18 protein-coding genes are annotated in these 18562 nt (G+C 32.5%); 11 read left to right on the top strand and 7 right to left on the bottom strand.

Features of this window, described 5'->3' with window-relative positions; all coding sequences use genetic code 11:
• Nucleotides 1-90 precede the first annotated feature (90 nt).
• From accC to pdxA, 6 genes are all read right to left on the bottom strand, one after another.
• A complete protein-coding gene (accC, locus tag AB8B52_RS03070; protein ID WP_406025127.1) occupies nt 91-1443 on the bottom strand; it encodes an acetyl-CoA carboxylase biotin carboxylase subunit in 1353 nt (450 codons plus the stop codon).
• Between the two features lie 75 nt (nt 1444-1518).
• A complete protein-coding gene (accB, locus tag AB8B52_RS03065; RefSeq protein WP_406025125.1) occupies nt 1519-2001 on the bottom strand; it encodes an acetyl-CoA carboxylase biotin carboxyl carrier protein in 483 nt (160 codons plus the stop codon).
• A 31-nt stretch (nt 2002-2032) separates the two neighbouring features.
• Nucleotides 2033-3028, bottom strand: coding sequence for a beta-ketoacyl-ACP synthase III (locus AB8B52_RS03060; RefSeq protein ID WP_406025123.1), 996 nt, complete (start codon nt 3026-3028; stop codon nt 2033-2035).
• 177 nt (nt 3029-3205) lie between these two features.
• Nucleotides 3206-3409, bottom strand: a complete 204-nt coding sequence (gene rpmF / locus AB8B52_RS03055; RefSeq protein WP_076619181.1) for a 50S ribosomal protein L32 — start codon at nt 3407-3409, stop codon at nt 3206-3208.
• 8 nt (nt 3410-3417) lie between these two features.
• Nucleotides 3418-3957: a YceD family protein gene (locus tag AB8B52_RS03050; protein WP_406025121.1), complete on the bottom strand. Its 540-nt coding sequence runs from the start codon at nt 3955-3957 to the stop codon at nt 3418-3420.
• Nucleotides 3958-4036: 79 nt separating this feature from the next.
• Nucleotides 4037-5077 carry a 4-hydroxythreonine-4-phosphate dehydrogenase PdxA gene (gene pdxA / locus AB8B52_RS03045; RefSeq protein ID WP_406025119.1) on the bottom strand — a complete coding sequence of 347 codons (1041 nt, stop codon included), beginning with the start codon at nt 5075-5077 and terminating at the stop codon, nt 4037-4039.
• 210 nt (nt 5078-5287) lie between these two features.
• On the opposite strand from pdxA, the gene AB8B52_RS03040 reads away from it, so the two are divergent.
• Complete coding sequence (locus tag AB8B52_RS03040; protein WP_406025117.1) at nt 5288-5878, top strand: riboflavin synthase; 591 nt, start codon at nt 5288-5290, stop codon at nt 5876-5878.
• On the opposite strand, the gene AB8B52_RS03035 is transcribed toward AB8B52_RS03040, so the two are convergent.
• Nucleotides 5875-6117: a PID-CTERM protein-sorting domain-containing protein gene (locus AB8B52_RS03035; RefSeq protein WP_406025115.1), complete on the bottom strand. Its 243-nt coding sequence runs from the start codon at nt 6115-6117 to the stop codon at nt 5875-5877. The two genes, AB8B52_RS03040 and AB8B52_RS03035, sit on opposite strands and share 4 nt — an antisense overlap.
• A 548-nt stretch (nt 6118-6665) precedes the next feature.
• Here AB8B52_RS03035 and AB8B52_RS03030 point away from each other — a divergent pair.
• The 10 genes from AB8B52_RS03030 to AB8B52_RS02985 all read left to right on the top strand — a co-directional run bounded on the left by AB8B52_RS03030 (nt 6666) and on the right by AB8B52_RS02985 (nt 18562).
• The gene (locus AB8B52_RS03030; RefSeq protein WP_406025113.1) at nt 6666-7346 is read left to right on the top strand and encodes a WbqC family protein; all 681 of its coding nucleotides are present in this window, start codon (nt 6666-6668) and stop codon (nt 7344-7346) included.
• 375 nt (nt 7347-7721) lie between these two features.
• A complete protein-coding gene (locus AB8B52_RS03025) occupies nt 7722-8519 on the top strand; it encodes a polysaccharide biosynthesis/export family protein (protein WP_406025111.1) in 798 nt (265 codons plus the stop codon).
• An 11-nt stretch (nt 8520-8530) separates the two neighbouring features.
• On the top strand, nt 8531-10825 hold the full coding sequence (locus tag AB8B52_RS03020) for a GumC family protein (RefSeq protein ID WP_406025109.1): 2295 nt from the start codon (nt 8531-8533) through the stop codon (nt 10823-10825).
• Between the two features lie 88 nt (nt 10826-10913).
• A complete protein-coding gene (locus AB8B52_RS03015) occupies nt 10914-11804 on the top strand; it encodes a class I SAM-dependent methyltransferase (protein WP_406025107.1) in 891 nt (296 codons plus the stop codon).
• Between the two features lie 77 nt (nt 11805-11881).
• Nucleotides 11882-12691: a hypothetical protein gene (locus tag AB8B52_RS03010; RefSeq protein ID WP_406025105.1), complete on the top strand. Its 810-nt coding sequence runs from the start codon at nt 11882-11884 to the stop codon at nt 12689-12691.
• A gap of 48 nt (nt 12692-12739) precedes the next feature.
• Nucleotides 12740-14077 carry an MBL fold metallo-hydrolase gene (locus AB8B52_RS03005; protein WP_406025103.1) on the top strand — a complete coding sequence of 446 codons (1338 nt, stop codon included), beginning with the start codon at nt 12740-12742 and terminating at the stop codon, nt 14075-14077.
• A 73-nt stretch (nt 14078-14150) separates the two neighbouring features.
• Nucleotides 14151-14771: an inorganic diphosphatase gene (locus AB8B52_RS03000; RefSeq protein WP_406025101.1), complete on the top strand. Its 621-nt coding sequence runs from the start codon at nt 14151-14153 to the stop codon at nt 14769-14771.
• 11 nt (nt 14772-14782) lie between these two features.
• Nucleotides 14783-15514, top strand: coding sequence for a DUF4956 domain-containing protein (locus AB8B52_RS02995; protein ID WP_406025099.1), 732 nt, complete (start codon nt 14783-14785; stop codon nt 15512-15514).
• Between the two features lie 179 nt (nt 15515-15693).
• The gene (locus AB8B52_RS02990; RefSeq protein WP_406025097.1) at nt 15694-17907 is read left to right on the top strand and encodes a hypothetical protein; all 2214 of its coding nucleotides are present in this window, start codon (nt 15694-15696) and stop codon (nt 17905-17907) included.
• Nucleotides 17888-18562, top strand: a complete 675-nt coding sequence (locus tag AB8B52_RS02985) for a VTC domain-containing protein (protein WP_406025095.1) — start codon at nt 17888-17890, stop codon at nt 18560-18562. The genes AB8B52_RS02990 and AB8B52_RS02985 overlap by 20 nt, the downstream gene beginning before the upstream one ends.

Here is an 18562-nt window from a genome sequence, read left to right as displayed (position 1 = left end):
TCAAAAAAGTATGATGGGTCTATGTAAAGCGTCTTTAGATCGAAATTTTTAGAAACAAAAAACCCAAACTTTTCAGTTTGGGTTTATGAATTAATCTTCAGTTTCTTTCTTTATCACGAAGTCTTCCATAAACTTCGTCGTATAATTACCAGCTAAATAATCTGGATGTTCCATTAATTGTCTATGGAAAGGAATCGTCGTTTTAATACCTTCAATAACAAACTCATCTAAGGCACGTTTCATTTTATTAATAGCTTCTTCTCTTGTTTGTGCCGTAGTAATCAACTTTGCTATCATTGAATCATAATTTGGCGGAATGCTATAACCTGCATAAACGTGAGTATCTAAACGTACTCCGTGTCCTCCTGGCGCATGAAGCGTTGTGATTTTTCCTGGTGACGGTCTAAAATCATTAAAGGGATCTTCTGCATTAATTCTACATTCAATTGAGTGTAAATTTGGCGTGTAATTTTTACCTGAAATTGGCACTCCTGCAGCGACTAAGATTTGCTCGCGAATTAAATCGAAATCAATCACTTGTTCCGTAATAGGGTGTTCTACTTGAATACGCGTATTCATTTCCATGAAGTAAAAATTCCGATGTTTATCCACTAAAAATTCTACGGTTCCTGCCCCTTCATATTTAATGTATTCAGCAGCTTTTACAGCGGCTTTACCCATTTTTGCTCTTAACTTATCCGTCATAAAAGGAGACGGCACTTCTTCTGTTAATTTTTGATGACGTCTTTGAACAGAACAATCGCGTTCTGATAAGTGACAGGCTTTACCACGTGAATCACCAACAATTTGTATTTCAATATGACGAGGCTCTTCTATGAGCTTCTCCATATACATATCGTCATTTCCAAATGCCGCTTTAGATTCTGCACGAGCAGATTCCCAAGCATTTTGAAGATCTTCTGGTTTCCAAACGGCACGCATGCCTTTTCCTCCACCACCTGCAGAAGCCTTAAGCATTACAGGATATCCTGTTTCTTTAGCCACTTTTTTACAGTCTTCAAAATCTTCAATTATACCTTCACTTCCTGGAACACATGGCACTCCGGCTGCTTTCATTGTTGCTTTTGCATTGGCTTTATCACCCATTCGGTCTATCATCTCTTCAGATGCGCCAATGAATTTAATACCGTGCTCCTCACATATTTTTGAAAACTTAGCATTCTCAGATAAGAAACCGTAGCCAGGATGAATAGCGTCTGCATTTGTAATCTCAGCAGCAGCAATAATATTAGATATTTTTAAATAGGATAAATTACTTGGTGGTGGTCCAATACATACAGCTTCATCTGCAAATTTAACATGAAGACTTTCTGCATCTGCTGTAGAATAAACCGCTACCGTTTTGATACCCATTTCTTTACAGGTTCTAATAACTCTAAGCGCTATCTCACCTCTATTGGCAATTAGTATTTTTTTAAACATAACTTTTAGGTATTTAAAATTTCAAATTCCAAATTCCAATATATATGGAATTATGCTTTGGAATTTTAAATTTGGTTATGATGGATCTACCAAAAATAATGGTTGATCGAACTCAACAGGAGAAGAATCATCTACGAGTACTTTTACAATTTTACCAGAAATTTCTGATTCAATCTCGTTGAATAATTTCATAGCTTCTATAACACAAAGTACATCTCCCTCTTTAATATCGGTACCCACTTCAACAAAAACTGGCTTATCTGGTGATGGCTTGCGATAAAATGTACCAATTATTGGTGACTTTATAGTGATGTATTTTGAGTCTTCTGCATCCGCAGTTGCGGCAGCAGAAGTTTCTGCTGGTGCGCCTGCCTGAGGCATAGGAACTTGTTGCTGCATTACTGGAGCAGCCTGCATTGGCATTTGTTGCACAATAGTTGTATCGCTTTCTGAACCTGTTCTAATGGTAATTTTAATGTCGTCCATTTCTAACTTAACCTCACTTGCGCCAGATTTAGCTACAAATTTTATTAAGTTCTGAATTTCTTTTAAATCCATAATGTTTAGATTTTTGTTAGTTAGTTTATTGTTAGGAATTATAAGCCCATTTAAAATAAATAGAGCCCCAAGTAAATCCACCACCAAAGGCGGCAAATATTATTTTATCACCTTTTTTAAGTTGTGATTCGTAATCATATAATAGTAAAGGTAAAGTAGCTGAAGTGGTATTACCATACTTCTGGATGTTCATCATCACCTTGTCATCTTCTAAATTTATTCTCTTAGCCGTGGCATCAATAATACGCTTATTAGCTTGGTGCGCTGCCAGCCATTCAATATCATCATTAGTTAAATGGTTTCTTTGCATTATTTTTTCTGAGACATCCGCCATATTAAAAACGGCATTTTTAAAGACTGTTTTTCCATCTTGAAAAATATAATGTTTACCTTCATTAAAGGTTTCCTCCGTAATTGGATAAGACGACCCTCCATAAGTTGCTTGCAGAAACTCTCTTCCTTCTCCGTTACTTCTCAATAATTCGTCTTGTAAACCTAAACCTTCTTCGTTAGGCTCAAAAAGTACAGCGCCTGCTCCATCACCAAATATGATGCACGTTGCTCTGTCTTTATAATTAATAAAGGATGAATTTTTATCTGCTCCTATTAAGAGAATCTTTTTGTAGCGACCAGATTCTATGTATGCTGATGCTGTTGACATTCCGAAAAGAAAACTAGAACATGCTGCTTCTAAATCATATGAAAAGGCATTGACCGCACCAATTTGCGTTGCTGTATAAGCTGCGGTTGCAGCAGCTTTCATGTCTGGTGTTGCTGTACAAACAATAACCAAATCGATTTCTTTTGGATCTAAGTTTTTTTTCTGAATAAGGTCTTCGGCTGCTTTTATAGCTAGAAAAGAGGTGCCTTTTCCTTCTTCCTTAAGAATTCTACGTTCTTTTATACCTGTTCGGGATGTGATCCACTCATCGTTAGTTTCGACCATAGTTTCTAATACCTTGTTTGATAAAACAAAGTCAGGTACATAGCCTCCGACAGCTGTAATTGCCGCTGTGATTTTACTCATTCTTAGGGTTTAGATAATTAAAAGTATGCAAAATTGATAAAAACAACCCTGTTTTATTCAATTTTTGTCATTTTCTGGCAAATATTAACGCAAAGTAAGTGGTTTTTGCGCTATTCAAAAAATTATAACAAAAAAAACGCCCACAATGGAGCGTTTTCTTGTATGCATGCATAGTACTTATGCTACGTTTTCTTCTTCAACAGAGTTGTCAATCAATACTTGACCTCTGTAATATAATTTACCTTCGTGCCAATGTGCTCTATGGTATAAGTGTGGCTCACCAGTCGTTGGGCAAGTTGCTATTTGAGGTACAGAAGCTTTATAATGTGTTCTTCTTTTATCTCTTCTTGTTTTCGATATTTTACGTTTTGGATGTGCCATTTTAACTGTTATTTATCCGTTAATAGTTTTTTTAAATTATTCCAACGAGGATCAATGCCCTCAGATGATTCTGTTTTGTGGTCCTCACTAGGACTTAATTCTTCTAATTTTGAAAGTATATCTGACTGTAATGTACCGTCTTCAATGCCTGGATGAATTCGCTTTATTGGAACCGCCAAGATAATTAGCTCATAGATATATTGTGCCACATTGATTTCGTATTCGCCATGTGGTACAATTAATATGTCTTCATTATCATCGTTATACTCGTTTCCGAACTTTACAACGAGTTTAAAGTCGTCTTTAATACTTTGGTTGTAAGGTTCATTTGTGATATCGCAATTGAGGTTTATAATTCCTGTAGCCGAAAAATACAACTCTAAAAGGGTTGATTTTTTTTCGAATTTAAGATCAATGTTTACATCAACTGCATTGAATTCATCGTATTCAAAATGTGTTAAGAACGTATTATCAATTTGAAAATCAAAATGATGCTCTCCGACTTTTAATCCTACAAAAGGAATAATATAATCTTTTAATGCCTTCATTTCCCCATTCATTTTGAGCCTGCAAATATATAAATTTTTAATTACCCACAGCCTAGATATCAACAAATTTTGTTTATAACTATCGAGACATCTTTTTTAATGGGTTTTTACTATAGTGATTGTGTGCCCTTCTGTTTCTAAAAATTTGAATTGCAGTAAAAATAGCCTGTTTCAGTGAGCTTTCATCAGCTATACCTTGTCCAGCAATTTCATAAGCCGTACCATGATCTGGCGAAGTTCTTACCTTATCTAAACCTGCAGTATAATTAACACCTTGGCCAAAAGCAATGGTTTTAAAAGGTATTAAACCTTGATCGTGGTAAGATGCCATAATAGCGTCGAAATTCTTATAAGTATTAGAGCCAAAAAAGCTATCCGCAGAGTAAGGACCGTAAACTAAAGTACCATCGGCTTTTATTTTCTCTAAAGCTGGCTTTAAAACCATATCATCTTCGTTACCAATAACACCATTATCTCCAGCATGCGGATTAATTGCTAAAACTGCTACCTTTGGTTTTCTAATACCAAAATCTTGTTTTAAAGACTTTATCACTGTTGCTAGTTTTTCTTTTATAAGTTCCTCTGTAATAGCATTGGTAGCATCTTTCAAGGGCACGTGATCTGTTAAAAGACCAACACGTAATCCTTCTGAAACCATAAACATTAAGCTTTTACCATTTAGGGCTTGTGCTAAATAATCGGTATGTCCTGGAAATTTAAAAGTATCAGATTGAATATTATGTTTATTAATAGGTGCCGTAACCAAAACATCTATAGCATCTTCTTTTAGAGCGTTGGTTGCAGCTTCTAAAGATTTAATAGCATATTCGCCTATTTTAGTATCCTCTTTACCAAAATCTACATTTACAGCTTCGTTCCAGACATTAACGACATTAACTTTACCCAAAACAGCTTTATCCACTGAATCTATGTTGTGAAAATTAATTTTACTCTTAAAATGGTTCTTAAAAAACTGCATCGTTTTGCCTGATGCAAAAATAACTGGAGTGTTTAATTCTAAAGATCTTGGGTCTTCATAAGCTTTTATAATAATCTCAGGTCCAATACCATTGAGATCTCCTATTGATATTCCGACAAGGACAGATTCTTTTTGCTTCATAGGTACATACACGATTATGTTATAAAATTTTATTTGCGATTTATAATCGCTTCGCTACTTTAAAAATTATTTGATATAACTTTGCAATTTCAAATCTAGTAGAAGTTATGCATTTTAATGCTTGTTTTGATTTTAAACGCTTTTGTTTTCCTCAAATTTCATTACAAAGTTACAATGCTTAATTTAAGTTAACTAAATAAAGTACAATTTATGTTTACAGGTATTATTGAAGATCTTGGTATTATAAATAGAATAGTTAAAGACGGTGGCAATATTCATATTACCGTAAATACATCTTTAACAAACGAATTAAAAATTGACCAAAGCGTAGCGCACAATGGAGTTTGTTTGACCGTTGTTAACATAGATGGCTCAGAATATACCGTGACTGCCATCCAAGAAACCTTAGATAAAACCAATCTAGGAATGCTTAAAACTAAGGATACTGTTAATATAGAGCGTGCTATGAAACTTGGTGATCGCTTAGATGGCCATATTGTTCAAGGACACGTAGATCAAACGGCAAAGTGTATTGGTAATACCGTTAAGGATGGTAGTTGGATTTTCACTTTTGAATACGATAAAGCGTTAAACAACATAACTATTGAAAAAGGCTCTATTACTGTCAATGGAGTAAGTTTGACAGTCGTTAATTCGGAATTAAATTCTTTTTCAGTGGCAATTATACCCTATACTTATAACCATACGACTTTTAAAAATTTAGACATCGGCGATACGGTAAATCTAGAATTTGATGTAATTGGGAAATACGTAAAACGCCTGAACGATTTGCGACATTAAGCCGTTTTCTTGGAAAATTTATAGGTTTTGTAAATCCCATAGACCAATGCGGCCAAAAATAAAGCAATCACTCCTCCATCAATTGGGAGTCCTGGAGGCGGAGGCGGCATAGGCGGAGGCGGCGTATTTTGAGCTATAGCTCCGAAACCTATAAAAAAGCCTAAAATTGAGGTTACTATATTTTTATTGTGCATTCTACTAAATAAGGTGTAAAAGTATAAAAAAAAGTGGGCTGACAAAATTTATTTTATTAAAAAACATCTACCAAAGGCAAATTTTTCCGATGTAATACTTAAAATGTGATCAAATTTAGGAAAGAAACTCACATTTCTTACTAACGTTATTTACAAATATAATACTAATTACGGTTAAACTAAACATTAAAAACGTTCAAAACTTTAAATTAGTATTTCAATTGTTTTATTACCAAATAAGTTGAAAAATAAAAATGCTTCACGAAACCCTCGGGTTGTTCTCATAAAAAAATAATATAACCATAATTTTATCTCATTATAGCTCTTACGAATGGCGATAATAACCGTTATAAATGCGTATTATCTAATATTGTCTCAATAACTATTATAAAATGTGATTTAACATTACATTTGAGTTGGATGTATGCTTTTTTAAAATTGGTATTTATATACATAATAAGCAAATGTTCAATCTTTAACAGCCTTATGAATTTTAGCACAAAAAAAACTTTTATTTTTACAAAAACTTAGGCATCTCTTACTTTTTGATACATCAACTTTTAAGGAAAGTAAGCAGAGCCAGCACATTTTAAATGAAAATAAGCATTTCTCAGCCAACATTGTTTCCTTGGATAGGATATTTTAACATGATAAAAAACACTGATGTTTTTGTGTTTCTTGACAATGTTAAATTTAAAAAACAGACTTGGCATATGAGGAATCGTTTAAAATCTAGTTCTAAAATTGATGAAACTGAATTTTGGATTAGAATTCCCACCAAGTTACCAAAAACGGATACCTTAATAAAAGACGTTTTTATTGATAACAATCAAGATTGGAGACAAAAACATCTTGATAATTTTCAATATAACTATGGCAATAAATACGAAGACATTACATTTCTTAAGGAATTGTATGAAAAAGAATGGGACAAAATAGCCGATTTTAATATTGCATTTATTACAAAGTGCTGTGAGTTTTTAGAAATAAAAACGAAACTCGTGAGAGCCTCTGAAATTAATGTGAAAGGTAAAAAAAGCCATTTGGTATTAGATATTTGTAAACAAATGAATGCAAATACTCTAATCGCAAATAGCGGTTCTGAAAACTATTTAGATAAGGATAAACAGATTTTTGATAAGGAGGGTATTGAAATATCTTATCATAATTACAACGCCAAAAAATATAACCAACAAGGCGAACAATTTTTTAAAGATTTATCGGTATTAGATTTATTGTTTTCGGAAAACGAAAATTCAAAGCTATTTATTTAACCACCCAATATCAATTACACTTTTAACCCTATTCAGCACTATTTTATTTATCATTTTTTTGCAAGAAAAATGTGGTTCTTAGCAAATAACAAAAACTGTATGGGTTTTGTATAGTTGTTAACCACACATTATAGACGAAACGCAGATTATGCTTGATTTTAAGCAACGCTATGTTGTAAAAAAGAGTTAAATTTAAAATCAAGTTTTAAGGTGTTAAAAGTTTAATTTATAGAACTTATTAAGTATCGAACTAAATTCACCTCAGTATCATTTTTTCAATTACTATAGAATAAAAACATTTACCCAAAACTGATCTTTTATAATTAGATATATTGATCGTTAAAGTATTAAACATTAAGATTATTAAGACCCTATATGATGCATATAAATAACTACACAATTTCAAAAATCATCAAACCGAATACTTTAAAATTCTTTTCTGCTTTTATTGGTCTTATTTTTCTTTCGAGTTGCGCCTCATCCAAAAAGCTAAATTATTTCAATGACGAAGATAAAAATGAGCCCATTTTAAAACAAGATATTATTAATTACGCACCTACCGTTCAATATGGTGATATGCTCAATGTTAATGTCACCTCTATAGAACCTGAACTTGCCATACCCTTCAATATAATGGAAATTCAAGATAATCGAATGATTAGACAAATACCATATCTTGTCAATGCAGATGGTACTATTAATTTCCCTGTTCTGGGTAAAATTAAGGTAGACCAAATGACCACACAAGAAGTGACTCGTTTAATTCATGAGCGTCTGCTACCTTACTTAAAAGACCCGACAGTTACTGTACAGCTGATGAATTTTAAAGTATCTGTGCTAGGAGAAGTATCAAATCCTGGGAGTTTTACCATATTAAACGAGCGTATTAACATCCCAGAAGCACTGGCGTTAGCGGGAGACCTTACTATTTATGGCAAACGAAAAACTATAACACTAATTAGAGAGCAAAATAATACCCGTGAGTTTATACCCATTGATCTAACGGATAAATCCATTTTTAGTTCACCGTATTATTACTTATCTCAAAATGATATTCTTTACATAGAAAGTAATAAAACAAGAGTTAATTCTTCTAAAGTTGGGCCAAACACTTCGTTATTAGTGTCCTCACTATCTATTTTAATTTCATTAGCAGCTATTCTCATCAATTAAAATATAGATTTATGGATACACCTACCAATCATTCTCCTCTAACCAATGATAAAATGGATTTAAAAGATGCTATAAAAACCTATTTAGCGTATTGGAAATGGTTTGTGTTAGGCGTTGTATTATCCTTTATTGCTGCAAGCACTTATCTGTATTTTAAGGCATACAGTTATGAAGTTTCTTCTACAATTTTAATCAACGATAATAGTAACAGTAGCAACGGAAATTCTGAAATTTCTGTTTTTGAAGACTTAGGACTTTTTGCTGGTCCACAAACCTCTCTAGATACAGAAATTGGTGTCTTAAAATCAAAAACCTTAATTGAACGTGTTGTTAAGGAACTAGGGCTGAACATCACCTATTACATTAAGGATGACATTAAGTTTAAAGAACTTTATAAAGACGATATTCCAATAACAATTAATTTTTTCATGTCTGATGTCGACTTTAATAATCTAAGTCAGGTCTTTTTCTTTAAAGCGACGTCTGCTTCAGACTTTGTGCTATATGACGAAGACGAAAACATCTTATGTAAAGGTACGTTTGGCAACAAAACTAGTTGCGACTTTGGAGAATTTATAGTAACGCCAAAAGACATCAATGCCATTAAAAAAAATCAATCAATTCTCATTAAAATAGGTTCGATAGAAGAAGTCGCTATTGCCTATAAAAGGCGAATAAACATTACCGCAGATGGCCCGAAATCTAATCTTTTAACGTTGTCTTTAAAAGACGGGATTAAACTAAAAGCAAGAGAGGTTATAGATAGTTTAATAAGCTATTATAACCAAGATGCCATTGCATTTAAGACTGAAATGTCTCAGGATACTGATAAATTTATAAATAGCAGAATCGACGATATTTTAGTGGAACTCAATAGCTTTGACGAAGGTGTTGAAACCTATAAAGTAGATAACAAACTGAGTAATTTAGATTCTGAATCAAACCTAGTTTTACAATCCAATGCTTCAGTAGAAAACCAAATTGTAGAACTGTCATCACAGATAAGAATTATCAACTATCTCATTAACTATTTACAAAAAAATAAAAATGAAATCATTCCACCTAATATTGGTCAGGTTAACGAAAATGCCAATCAAAATGCCATACGATATAACAGCCTCTTACTAGATCGTAAACGGTTATTGAAAGGAGCGAACGAAGAAAACCCAACTATTATTAACCTAAATGAACAAATTGCAAGTTTAAGATCGAGTATAGAACAAAACCTTCAAAATACACGATCATCATTGTTGTTTTCATTAAACCAAGCAAGGTCTCAAGAAAACAGCCTCAACTCTAGGATAGCTGCTGTTCCAAAAAAGGAGCGAGACATGGCAGATATTCAAAGGCAACAAGAAATTTTTGAAACACTATACCTTTATTTGCTTCAAAAACGAGAAGAAAACTCCATCTCTTTGGCAGTTACCACACCTTATGCACGGATTATTGACAGAGCTTATGGAAGTTCATTACCGGTTTCTCCAAGCAAAAAAGTTGTTTTTATCATTGCGCTATTAGTGGGTTTAATCATTCCTTTTGTATTGGTTTACATTAAACTGATATTTGATGATAAAGTACATTCGCTTAAGACTATAGAAAACACTATTGATGCACCAATCCTTGGTATTATTCCAAAATCAACATCTAAACACAAAATCGTTAGTTTAGATAATAAACAGCGAGGTGCTTCAGAATCCTTTCGTCTGTTAAGGACAAATGTAAGTCACCTACTCCAACAGGAATCCGACAAAGGACAAACTATTTTTATCACTTCTACCATAAATAATGAAGGTAAAACGTTTGTTGCACTAAATTTAGCCACTTCATTTGTGCACTTAAATAAGCGTGTATTACTTATAGATGCTGATATTAGAAATCCTAAATCTGGAATTACGACACACATAAAGACCAAACAAAACGCTGGACTAGCAGAATTTTTAAATAATGAAAACGTACAACTTGCTGATCTTATAAAAAAAGATGAGCAAACAAATTTAGATATATTAAGCTCAGGGCAATTACCAAAAAACACACTCGAGTTTTTATCGAATGGAAAATTTGAAGCGCTTATGGCATTTGCCAAAAGTAATTACGATTATATCGTCGTTGATACCTCATCTGTAAACACAACCGCTGACACCTTATTACTCGGGCAATTAGCCGATGTTTTTATATATGTCGTAAGAGCTAATTATTTAAATCAGCAAATGCTCGAAATACCAAAAAAGTTGCATCAATCGAGTACTTTAAAAAATCTAACCGTGCTAATGAATTATGGCACTGGTTATGGAAAAACTCAGTTTTAATCCTTCAATAAAAGGGGTTTGAATGTTTTTTATTGAAGAAACCCAAGAGTGCCCTAAAAATTATTGTTGGTAAAACAGATAAATAGATATGAATTTTAAATTAAAATGTTACGTGCAGCGTTTCTTTTCGTCCATTCCGAATGGAGAAAAGTTAAACTATCTATTTCAAAAAAATATTACCAAAACACTTCCCGTATCTGATCCTAAATTTTTGTTTAAAGTAGAGATGGCCGTGAAACATCACGACAACTTTAAAGCCTTTAATAAGGTAGAGCATCCTAGTGATAATTATTACGAATTTGGTGCTGGTTGGGACTTAATCATACCGATTGCAGTATGTCATCTAGGCTATGATGTAGATGTTATTGATATTAGAAAACTACTTGTTAATGATCTTGTGGTAGACAGTATTGAACGTTTTAATAATTCTGAATCAAAATTTCCTTTAACGGTTGTAAAAAAGGAACCGATTAACAAAGACCTCTCAAATTTAAAGGAAGCACTAGGATTAAAATATCACGCACCTGTGGATGCTAGAGCTACAAAATACAGCGATAATCATTTTGATTTTTCGTCTTCAACATCAACTATGGAGCATATTCCACCTGATGATATTTTAAAGATTTTAAATGAAACTTATAGAATTATGAAAAAAGGAGGCATACTTTCTATGGATATCGATTATATAGATCATTGGGCTTATTTCGACTCTAGTATTTCATATTATAACTTCTTACAATATTCTCCTAAAGCGTGGGCAAAACTAAATCCAGACCTCAACTATCAAAACAGATTACGACATAAGGATTATATGGATATTATTGCTCAAACACCTTTTGAAGTTGTAAAAAACAACCCGAGATTACCCAACGACAATCAGAGCAAATCACTAAGAAATTTGTCACTTGCCGACCAATACAAAGATTATTCTTTTGAGGAATTAGAAATTACAGGAAGTGAAATTGTATTGCGAAAATAAACAGCTATTAAACCAACCGCTAAAAAAGCTGTAAAAGCCAGAATTAGCAAATTATTAAAGGGATTAAAAAAATTATTATGACAAAAAAAGAACAAATAGACAGAGATGGTTACATCCTAATAAAGAATGTATTTACTCCTCAGGAAGTTGATGTATTAAGACAAAAAGGTGTAGAAGATCAAAATCATGAAGGTGATTTATTGTCTTCAGATAAATTACACAGTGTATTAATGGATGAGCGTATCTTAAACATTTTTAAAGAGTGTTTAAACAGTGATAAATTATACTATTTCGCTGACAGTAATTTATCTGTGGACCGACCTGGTAAAGGTGGGTTTCATAAAGATTCTACTAACAGACATAAAAAAGATAGTAAAGAATTTACAGATGTTAATTACTCATTATTGAGAGCAGGAATCTATTTGCAGGATCATGCCAATTCGTCTAGAGGTCTTTGTCTTAGATCAGGATCGCATTTACATCAAAGTTGTGGTATTGGAAAAATAATTAATGTGAAAAGTGAAATCGGAGATGTGGTTATTTGGAAACTCAGCACCACACACTCAGCAAATGCACAAGTCATCTCAATGTTTCCTAACACATCCTTTCATCCCTTAATTGCTCGATTTGTACCAGATTTCTTAAAACAAGAAGCTGCGAGCCCAAGAGTTGTGCTGTTTATGTGCTTTGGTTTAAAAGACGACTACGCAAATGAATATATAGAATATCTTAAAACAAGGCAATATGCAGTTGATAGATGGGAAAAATCTCAATTATCTCAAGACAGAATTGCAAAAATGAATGCTTTAGGTGTCGACATTTATCAAGATTTCAACATCGATGAAATTGACCAAGATAAAGTCAACGTATTATACAAGCAGTTATAGTATTTACAATAAAACTCAAGTACTTGACTTTTATGAATTAAAAGCATTATGAAAATAAGATATATTAAATCTGCCTGTGTTGCTGTTGAAACTAAAGGTGTAAAAATATTAACAGATCCTTGGTTGGTTGATGGCGAATACTATGGTTCTTGGTGTCATTATCCAGAATTACAATTCGATCAAGATTACTTTGATGGTATGGATTATATCTATATTTCTCATATTCATCCAGATCATTTTAGTAAAAAAACATTTGAGCTTTTAAACAAAGAAATTCCTGTTCTTATTCATCAATATGCCAGCCCATTTTTAAAAATGAATATTGAGCGACTTGGTTTTAAAGTCACAGAATTGCCGCATAGCAAAAAAACAGAATTAATAAATGGTGTGACGATAGAAATTCTCGCTGCAGACAATTGTAATCCGGAGTTGTGTGCCAAATTTATGGGTTGTGGCATTGTTGAAACGAAGTTTAAATCCACACAAATCGATTCACTTGCCATAATTTCAGATGGCGAGCACAACGTTTTAAATCTAAATGATTGTCCTTACGATTTGGCCGAAGAAGCTGTTAGCGTTGTCCTAAAAAAATATAATAGCATCGATTTTTTACTCGTCGGTTATGGAGGTGCTGGTCCTTATCCGCAATGTTTTCATTTAACGGATGACGAAAGAGCACAAGCAGAAGCATCAAAAAAATTACAATTTTTATCGCAAGGCGAAAAGTATATAAAACTCATTAACCCTAATTTTTATATGCCATTTGCTGGTACCTATACGCTTGCTGGTTCTTTATCTGAATTACAAAACAAAAGAGGTGTCCCAGAACTTCATGAAGCGGTAAACCATTTTTTAGATTCAACAGTAATTAATCAAAAACAGTCTAAACCTGTGTTACTAAACACCTACGAATACTTTGATTTAATCACACAAACCCAGTCTAAAAGCTACATTCCTGTAAATAAAAAAGAAAAACAAACTTACATTACAAATGTTCTAAGCAAAAGAAAACTAGAATATGAATACGATGATGAGCCAGACATGGATGCTTTGTTAGACCTTGTTCCTGCAGCTAATAAACGAATGAATGCTAAGCGTGAAGAAATAAATTTTGTGTCAGATACCAGCGTTCTCGTGAAGCTAAAAGAAGCGCTTTATGTAAAACTGAATTTTGATGGTTCGGACTATGAAATCATAAAAAGTACAGAAGGAATAAGTGCCTTTGTAGAATATGACGTATCCTTAAAACTCTTAAATAGGATTTTAAAAGGTCCGAGATATGCGCATTGGAACAATGCAGAAATCGGTTCTCATATTAAATTTAGAAGAGTTCCAAATACATTTGAACGCGGACTATATCATGCCATGTGCTTTTTTCATGCTTAACCCATACCAACAAGCCAACAAATACGACTTCAGTTAATTCATTTTGTCGCTATTTGTTAATTTACAACTATTTATGAAAAGATTATCTGGTTTTCTGTTTTTCACCCTTTTTTGTGTCTCTTGTTCGCAGAAAGCAACGCATTTAGTGGAGGATTTTGAACCGTTATTAGCTAATGGAAATATTAATGTTGTCATAGAAATTCCGACAGGAACCAATGAGAAGTTTGAAGTTGAAAAAACAACCGGAACACTTCAACTTGAAACCTTAGAAAACGGTCAACCAAGACGCATTAATTACTTACCATATCCATTTAATTATGGCATGGTGCCAAGAACTCTATTGCCTAAAAAACTCGGAGGAGATGGAGATCCTTTAGATGTCTTTGTTTTAGGAAAGCCGATTGAAAAAGGAACTGTTATAGAGTGCAAATTAATTGGTGTACTTAAATTATTAGACAGAGGAGAACAAGATGATAAATTAATTGCTGTGAGTGAAGGCTCAATATTTTATCATATTAACGATCTTAAAACGCTAGATGAAGAATTTCCAGGAGTCTTAGACATTTCAAAAATTTGGTTTATAAATTATAAAGGAAAAGGAAAAATGCAGTTTAAAGGCTTTGGTGATACATCGGTATCAGATCATATTCTTAAAACTAGTATTACCGTATACAAACAATTACACAAAAAATAATTATTCAACATATGATAACATTTTTACAAGACTCAACATCAACAGTAGCACCTGAAACACCTGCCATTGGTTTAGAAGAATTTATTGATTTTAACTTAACCAACCCTATTGATATTCCATTAGGCAATTTTGTGCTCAATTTATTTCTCACCATTTTATTAACGGTAGCGACCTCTTTTTTGTATGCTAGATACGGAGATTCACTTTCTAACAGAAAAAGCTTTGCCAATAATTATCCATTAATTGGTATTGCTACATTTTTAATTATTTCAATTATTAAATCCTCTTTAGCCTTATCCTTAGGTTTAGTAGGAGCACTTTCTATTGTGCGTTTTAGGTCTGCAATTAAAGAACCCGAAGAATTAGCTTATATCTTTTTTACCATTGCCATTGCTTTAGGTTTTGGTGCTAACCAAATCTATGTCACTATTATAGGCTTCTTTGTTTTTGCAGCCTTTATAATTATAAAAAAGACAAAAGGTAAAAAACAGCGTTACGACTTAGTAAAATTTATCATTATAGAATCTAAAGAAGATGTAGATATTGTTACTAATATTTTAAAACCAAACGTTGAAAATCTTTCCTTAAAACGATTGGAAACTAATGATGGTTTAAATGAATATATTTTTAACGCAGAAATCACCTCTTTTGAAACCTTAACCATCTTAAGAAAAGGCATTCTAGAGAAAGACCCTAAAGCGAAGTTTGTATTAATGGATCAATCTGGATTGAATAATATATGATTCGCATTAAAAAGAACGATACAGGGTTAAATTCTATTCGAGGTGTCTTCAGAAAGAAGTACGTTTTGTTTGGTGCTCTAGTTTTTGGTTCGTTCGTATCTGGGTTTATTTTATTTCTTGCACTCTACCGATTTGGTGTATTAACAAAATTGCAAAGCATACTTTTTTAAATTTCTAAAATGAAAATTATAGCAAATAAGACTTTATTTAAAACATCTAAACTAATGGTGTTTTTAATTCTGTTGTTTTTCTTTATCGGAGGCATGCTTCTGGCTGCTTATGCTTCAAAGAACGCAAAAATGTCTTATTTAAGTTTAAATTCTGAATATATTAAAAAAACTGGGCTGGACTTTATTAGTAACGCTATTGAAGCCGATTCAGAAGGAATTGAAACCTATTACCTCGATGTTAAATTTAAAGAATGGCGAAAATTAGCCGATCAGAGAAATAGTGTTTGGAATTATACTAACATGATTAAGCATCGCCCTTTTCAATGGAATGATTCTATTGAAAAAGTAGAAATCAAAGGTAAAATACGTTTTCAAAATGAAGTGAAAAAAGTAAAACTGAAGTTGCTTGGTCTCAACTTTGATCATTTTGCTGAACCCAAAAAATGGTCCTTTAGAATTTCAATTAAAGGAGATAACACGCTAGATCGCCAAAAAAAATTCAACTTATTAATACCACGATCTCGAGGTTATGTCACTGATTTTGTAGGACAAAATTACCTTAAAGAACTAAACCTAATTGCTTTGCGAGTAAAACCAGTAAAGCTTGTGGTAAATGGAGATGATTTCGGAATTTATTACAAAGAAGAATTTTATGATAAACGCTTGGTAGAGCACAACAAATTTAGAGAATCTGCCATACTTCGTTTGACTAATTATGAAATTGATATCTCAGTAGGGAAATACGAAAAGTATAAAGCTATTATTGATAAATTTCAGAAGAAAATAGATTTGGTAAAACATAATAAAGCTGATATTTCAGAAATATTTGATATCGATAAAATGGCAGATAGGATGGCTTTAAGTCTGTTATTTGGCGATTACCATTCTCTTATAGATTTTAATCAGCGCTATTATTTAAACCCTTTTACAGCAAAATTAGAACCTCTAGGTAGAGAGTGGCAATTAACGCAATACGCTAATGAAACTAGTGTTTTTGAAACCATTAAACATATCAAAAACACCGAATACGCGTTATACAAAGCGTTATTTGAAAATAAATTGTTTTTACAAAGACTCAACGAAAGTATTAACAGGCTAGCGTCAGAATCTTTTCAAAAAAATATGGATGCTAATTATTTAGAATCAATTGAACACCTTAAAAAGACGCTCTATTCTGAATATGTATTTTTTGAAACTCCTTTAGCACTAATAAGTAAAAACGCAGAAGTCTTAAGAAGTAAAAGTGCTTGGCTAAATTCAAACATTGAAACTAAAACACACAAAACCTTAGATACCGTATTAAAATATGCCGAAATATCTAATGATACTATACTGATTAACACTTCCTTTTCTATAAAAGAACAACTTCATATTCCCTCTGGTTATAAAGTGCTTATTTCACCTGGTGTGAAAGTATTGTTTGAAGAAAACGGTCAAATTTTATCAGAATCACCTTTTATTGCCCTTGGTACAGCTCAAGATTCCATTCGGTTTGAGGCTAAAACACCTCATAATAACAACGGAGGCATTCTATTTTTAAACACTAAAGGATCTCAATTTAAATATGTAAAATTTAAGGGGCTCAGTAATTATAGTGATGCGTTTAGAACACTTCCAGGATCTGTGTGCTTTTACGAGTCTAGCGTTTCTTTTGATGATACCACTTTTGATACCAGCTATGGAGGCGATGATTTGCTTAATATTGTTAGGTCTGATTTTACTATTACGAACTCAAAGTTATTAAACTCTAAAGCAGATGCGCTCGATTCAGATTTTTCTAACGGCACTATAACCCATACGCTCTTTAAAAATATTGGAAATGATGCCATTGATGTTTCTGGCACAAAACTTAATTTATCTCATATCAACATCCATAAAATTGAAGACAAAGGCATTAGTGTTGGTGAGGATTCTCATATTACAGGTACAGATATTACCATTACTAACAGTAGTTTAGCACTAACAAGTAAGGATTTATCGACCTTACATTTAGATGGAGTACAAATTAATAATTGCGATGTAGTTTTTACAGTTTTTGAAAAGAAGTCTGAATATGGACCCGCTTTAATTAATTGCCAAAATACAACTTATACCAACTATAAAGAGGAATATTTAGTGCAGTTTAATAATACACTAATGATAAACTCAAAAGACATAAAAATTAAAGTTAAAGATGTAGAATCTCAATTATACGGAGCTATTTATGGAAAAAGCAGTAAATAATACCTATCGTTTTGAACGCAAAATTGTTGTAGACTCTCATTCTTATGATGATTTAATCTATATGTTTAAAGCTAGAGGGTTTTCAAAATTATTTCCAGAACGAAATATTTGCAATCTGTATTTAGATGACTTAAATCATAGTGCCTATTTTGATAATATTTTGGGTAATTCTAAACGTTTAAAACATCGTATTAGATGGTACGGTAATTTATTCGGAACCGTTAAAAAAATAACACTAGAACAAAAAATTAAACGCGGTAATGTGGGTTTAAAAAAGAATTTTAAAGTAGAAAAAGAATTCGATTTCTCACCAACACTAACCTTTAGTCAGCTTACCAAATTAGTAAGGCATGTGATACATGACTTAAGAGACAACATCTTTGTTGATATCCTGTATCCAGCTTCAATTAACACCTATACAAGATCTTACTACAGTGATGCTTTTAACAGGTTTAGAATTACTTTTGATAAGGACATCAAATACTATTCGTTTCAAAACCGCATCAAATTAGAAAAAACAGATCCAAGAATTATTATAGAAATAAAATATGATAACGAAAATGATCTCTTAGCTAGTCAGATTTTAGAGTTTTTCAACTTTAGATTGAGTAAAAATTCTAAATATGTAAATGGTGTAGAATGTACTAAATATTAG

Origin of the sequence: Winogradskyella sp. (assembly GCF_045105575.1) — a bacterium.
Taxonomy (GTDB): Bacteria; Bacteroidota; Bacteroidia; order Flavobacteriales; family Flavobacteriaceae; genus Winogradskyella.
The sequence above is the reverse complement of the archived record's forward strand: the minus strand, read 5'-3'. Positions and strand labels throughout refer to the sequence as shown.